Here is a 4,866-nt window from a genome sequence, read left to right as displayed (position 1 = left end):
GGAGCAGATAATTTGCGCTCGCTGTTGTGTTTTACTCAAGCAGTGCGACTTCATTCGTGGTCTGACCCATTTTCATTGGTGGCAGGCAGCCAAGGCTTAACGATAACTATTTAACCGGATTTGATATAATAGGTAATAACCAATTTAAATGCGCGACAGTTTAGCAGGGTAGTTAATATCAAACAAATAAGCATTCAGCTGATAGCTGAATGCTTAAAAAGCTGACTAACTTTTACTTTTTACCAATCAACCTTCAACCTTCAACCAAATAACCTTCAACCTTCAACCTTCAACCTTCAACCTTCAACCTTCAACCTCTTAACCTTCAATCCCCAGTAATGGACAAACCATCAACCCAGATTTTTGGACACACTCCACCAGAGGTAAACTCAGGCTCTTTTTCCACATAAATAATGGATTTCAGCAGTTCCCGAAAATCTCCGGCTACGGTCGCGGAATCAATACTAGTTAATTCTCCCTGATTCACCATCCAACCATCAAAGGGTAGAGAAAAGGAACCTTCGAGTGCTTTAACTCCCGCATGAAGCGCATTCACCTCATCAATCCAAATCACATTTTCGGCTTGCTCCAAGCTGTACTCTTGTTCAGCAGATTGACCAGGAAAAACATGATAGAAATTAGGGCTAACTGTAACTTTTGCCCCCATATTGGCATGACCTGTTGGTTTAGCATTCAGGCGTTTGGCGCTGCCAGCACTGTGCAGAAAATTGCTTAACACCCCTTCTGTAATTATCGGTACTCGACGAGTAGGTGTTCCTTCTCCATCAAAATAGACCGGTGCCACATTCTTTGGATGTAGCTCATCATCACAGACAGAAAGCAAAGGAGAAGCAATTGGAGTACCTAGAGACTCTGGAGTCGAGAGGCTTTGCTTGTCTAGAATATTTTGAGCATTAAATAAATTAGAAAAAGCATTCAGTAGACTCAGGAAAGCTTCGGGAGAGAACACTACCCGATATTTTCCGGACTTAACTTTCTCATAGTTCAAGTGACTGATGGTTTTCTCAGCAGCTTCTTGCAGACAAGTCTGAATATCCAGAGTTTCTAAACCTTGACTAATCTTATAGGCACCAGCACTACGGGGCTTTTTCCCTTCTTCCTCAGTTTTGGTATAAAGATAAATGGAAGCAGAAGAGCTAGCTTGCTGGCGCAATGCCCCATCACTATTGAGATAAAAGCGCTCAACATCCCGTTGAGATAGTCCATTGTAAGGAACTCCGGCAATAGCTGAGTGAGCGTCCAGTAACTTTTTCTCTGAATCCAGTAGGGTTTCTACTAATTTAGATACTGGCTGTTGAGGCACTTGATTATTGGGAATCTCTGGAATCGATACTGTTGACTCAGGGCTAAAGTCTGGGGCGTTTTCCTTCACCCCAAAACTACTCGCCTCATAAGCGGTTTTTAAGGCTAGTTCCAACCCAGTTGGGTTTGTATCAGTAGTTGAAGTAATGCCTACTTTCTGGTCTTGATTCCAAACCCGTACAGTTACACCAGAGCGATTAGATGCCTCAACCTGTTTTGGCTCACCCTGGTCTACTTGAACACCAGCTTCATCTACTGCAGAGCCATAAATATCGAATTTTTCAATTCCCAGGCGTTTAGCGATCGCAATCGCCGAATCAGCTATCTCATTAATCTTGGTCATGTTATCTTAAATTTTGAATGTTGGGTTAACAAAAAAAAAGAGGCATGATATCAAATCCGGTTAATCGCTTCGGATTCAGCTTAATTGTTAGTTAATTGTTAATTTACTAACAACCAAGAATGATAAGTCTTCAACCGGAGATGATAGTCTAACACTAGTCCCAAAGCCTGGCTGCTGGGGTAACTTACCGTCCACCAACCGTAATCGAATCTACCTTGATATGAGGTTGACCGACGGTGACATAAACACTGCCGCTAATGGAACCACAGAAACCAGCGGCTAATCCTAAGTCTTTGGAACACATGGAAATCTTATTCATAATTTCCTTAGCTTCCCCAATCAGAATTGCCCCTTTCAGCGGTTTAGTGAGTTTGCCATTTTCAATCAAATAGGCTTCATCGACACCAAAGTTAAATTCCCCAGTAGCACCAACACTACCACCGCCCATCCGCTTGCAGTAAATGCCTTTATCGATAGAAGCAAATAAATCCTCTACCTCGTAATCACCAGGAGCAATGTAGGTATTGCGCATCCGTGAAGCAGCAGCATAGGCATAATTCTGACGGCGGCCACTACCTGTTCTGGGGTGTCCAGTCAGCTGAGACCCTGCCCGGTCGGCGATAAAATTCTTCAGTATGCCATTTTCTATCAACAGAGTTCTTTGGGCTGGCATGCCCTCATCATCCATATCAATGGTTCCAAAGGCATTGTCAGATAACCCTTCATCCCAGGCAGTAAGGCTTTCGTTAGCAATCTTCTCGCCTTTTTTGTCAGCAAACGGAGTAGTTTTCCGCTCAATCTGGGTCGTTTCCAACAGGTGTCCACAGGCTTCATGGAAAATTACCCCACCAAAGGAATTCGCCATGATAATCGGGTAAGTACCAGACTCTACGTAATCCGCATAGAGCATCTTACCAGCGGATTCAGCAACTTCCTCAGCAGTACCATTATAATCCCAGGCTCTTAGAAACTCTGGGTTACCGGTACTACCAGCACGCTTGCCAATGGAAGAGCGATGGTCGCCATCAGCACATAGCAGGTTATATCCCACAGACTGAGTTAAACGAATATCTCTGGCAAAGGTGCCATCACTAGCTGCTACCAGAACTTCCTGCCAATCCCGGAAATAAACAGCCCGTCGGGATTGGACATGGCTAGCCTTGCGCTGGAGTGCCCCATTGGCATCCAGGAGTACTTCTCCCATTTCTGCCATCGAACTGCAACCGGATAGCCAAGTGTCTTTGCCTTTAGCAGTAGCGTAATCCCGCAACAGTTCCAGGTTAGTTTCTGGGATAAAGGCATTAGGGGTAGGTAATTCCAGCCCTTGAATCGACAGGGCTTTCTCCAAAGCCGCTTTTAGCCCCGAAAAGGATAGGTCATTAGTGCTAACATAGCAATCTGACTTACCCCGAAACACTCGGATACCAGCACCAGAGGTAAGGCGGGGAGAAATGCTAGTAATGGCATCATCTTCGGCAAGACAGCTGATGTAGTTGACCCGTTCTAGGAAAAACTCAATGAAATCAGCACCAGCTGCTCGTCCTAATCCCAGGAGGGTGGAAAGGGGAGCTCTCCAGCTTTCATCAAAGCTTGAGGATGTGGATTGGTATTCCAGAGTAGGTAGTTCTTTGGATAGAAGTAGGGTTGGGGGCATATATAATTTCCTTATCCTTTGGATATATATCCTTTTGATGATGGGTTTTATATCTGCCAGTCTAGCAAAATCCTCAAAAGTTGGTTGAATCTGGTTCTATACTATGGGGGATGAGCTTTCTTGATTTAAAATTATTCATCTCTTACTTAATTTCAGATTATTTTTATGAAGACTAAAGGATTTCACCATGTAGCGATTATTTGCTCAGATTATGAAAAATCGAAACAGTTTTATGTGGATATTTTAGGGTTTTCGATTAGTGAAGAAACCTTCCGAGCTGCGAGAAAGTCTTATAAATTGGATTTACAAGTGGGTGATGGGGATAGGATTGAGTTATTTTCCTTTCCTAATCCTCCTGAACGAGTTAGTCGTCCTGAAGCTTGCGGATTGAGACATTTAGCATTTCAAGTAGATGATATTCAAGCGTCGGTGAATTATATCAAATCCAAGGGTGTGGATGTAGAAAGGATTAGAATTGATGAGCATACTGGGAAGCGATTTACGTTTTTTCAAGACCCAGATGGATTGCCGTTAGAAATGTATGAAAGTTAAATGGAATCGGGAATCGGGAATCGGGAATCGGGAATCGGGAATCGGGAATCGGGAATCGGGAATCGGGAGCAGGGAGCAGTTCATTTATAATAGTAACCCACCCCTAACCCCTCCCAGGATGGGAAGTTAAAATATTGTATAATTTCCTAAGAAGTAAAATTTTCAAGGAAACTAAAGAAAATGTCTTGGGATAGCTACATCGATAATCTAAGAGGTTGTCTGAGAAGTCTCATTTGCTACATCCAAGCCCCCGTTGGTCCCCCGAGCGAGCAATCCCTCGGTCGGGGGACTTTTAGAAGCAAATTGACTCTTCCCCCAAAGTTGGGGGGCTAGGGGGGCAAAATTCAGTATCAAAAAACTTTTCAGATATCCTCTAATTGGACAATCTAAAGACGCTAATGGAAGGTAACAAAATAAGTATAGCTGTTTTTAGCCTAATGAGGTACAAATATTTTTTTACTTCTTCCCTCTTTTGACTTTACTGCTCCCTGCTCCCTGTTCCCTGTTCCCTGTTCCCTAAAACCCAAAAACTCCTTACTAGCTTGAGAACAGCTATGACTAAAACAAGTGATCTATATTCTCTGTATGATGTTGATAATGAAAAATGGTTATTAGAAACTCTGAAACTCCTAAAAGAAAAACGACTAGTAAATCTCGACATAGAGCATTTAATTGAGGAATTAGAAGGATTGAGTCGTCGAGATAAATTAACAGTTGAAAGTTTTTTAGAACAAATTATCCGACATTTATTACTCCTGAACTATTGGCAAGAGCAATATGACTATAACGCGAACCATTGGCAAGCGGAAATTATGAGCTTTAGAACCCAACTTGAGGAGTATTTAACTCAAAACCTCCGCAATCATTTACAAGAAAATCAAGCCAAAGTTTATAAAAAAGCCTTAAAATATGTCAGAAAAAAAACCGCTATGATGATTCAATTTCCTGAAGACTGTCCCTATGCTCTCGAACAATTATTAGATCAAGATTGGCT

General features: G+C 42.5%; 4 protein-coding genes. 2 read left to right on the top strand and 2 right to left on the bottom strand.

What is annotated here, in order from left to right; all coding sequences use genetic code 11:
• Positions 1 to 325 precede the first annotated feature (325 nt).
• On the bottom strand, positions 326 to 1,666 hold the full coding sequence (locus tag F6K49_RS35180; RefSeq protein ID WP_293104217.1) for a TldD/PmbA family protein: 1,341 nt from the start codon (positions 1,664 to 1,666) through the stop codon (positions 326 to 328).
• A gap of 184 nt (positions 1,667 to 1,850) precedes the next feature.
• Positions 1,851 to 3,320: a TldD/PmbA family protein gene (locus F6K49_RS35175; RefSeq protein ID WP_293104214.1), complete on the bottom strand. Its 1,470-nt coding sequence runs from the start codon at positions 3,318 to 3,320 to the stop codon at positions 1,851 to 1,853.
• Positions 3,321 to 3,485: 165 nt separating this feature from the next.
• Here F6K49_RS35175 and F6K49_RS35170 point away from each other — a divergent pair, with 165 nt between their 5' ends.
• Both F6K49_RS35170 and F6K49_RS35165 read left to right on the top strand, forming a co-directional pair.
• The gene (locus F6K49_RS35170) at positions 3,486 to 3,872 is read left to right on the top strand and encodes a VOC family protein (protein ID WP_293104211.1); all 387 of its coding nucleotides are present in this window, start codon (positions 3,486 to 3,488) and stop codon (positions 3,870 to 3,872) included.
• A 554-nt stretch (positions 3,873 to 4,426) separates the two neighbouring features.
• Positions 4,427 to 4,866: DUF29 domain-containing protein (locus F6K49_RS35165; RefSeq protein WP_293104207.1), on the top strand; the 440-nt coding region annotated here is incomplete at its 3' end.

The organism is Moorena sp. SIO3I6, from assembly GCF_010672095.1.
Note: the sequence above shows the minus strand (reverse complement) of the source record. Positions and strands in the feature narration are given on the sequence as shown.

Excerpts from the sequence above, each read along its gene's own strand:
- F6K49_RS35170 (WP_293104211.1), top strand. The coding sequence starts at position 3,486 with ATGAAGACTAAAGGATTTCACCATGTAGCGATTATTTGCTCAGATTAT.
- F6K49_RS35175 (WP_293104214.1), bottom strand. The coding sequence starts at position 3,320 with ATGCCCCCAACCCTACTTCTATCCAAAGAACTACCTACTCTGGAATAC.
- F6K49_RS35180 (WP_293104217.1), bottom strand. The coding sequence starts at position 1,666 with ATGACCAAGATTAATGAGATAGCTGATTCGGCGATTGCGATCGCTAAA.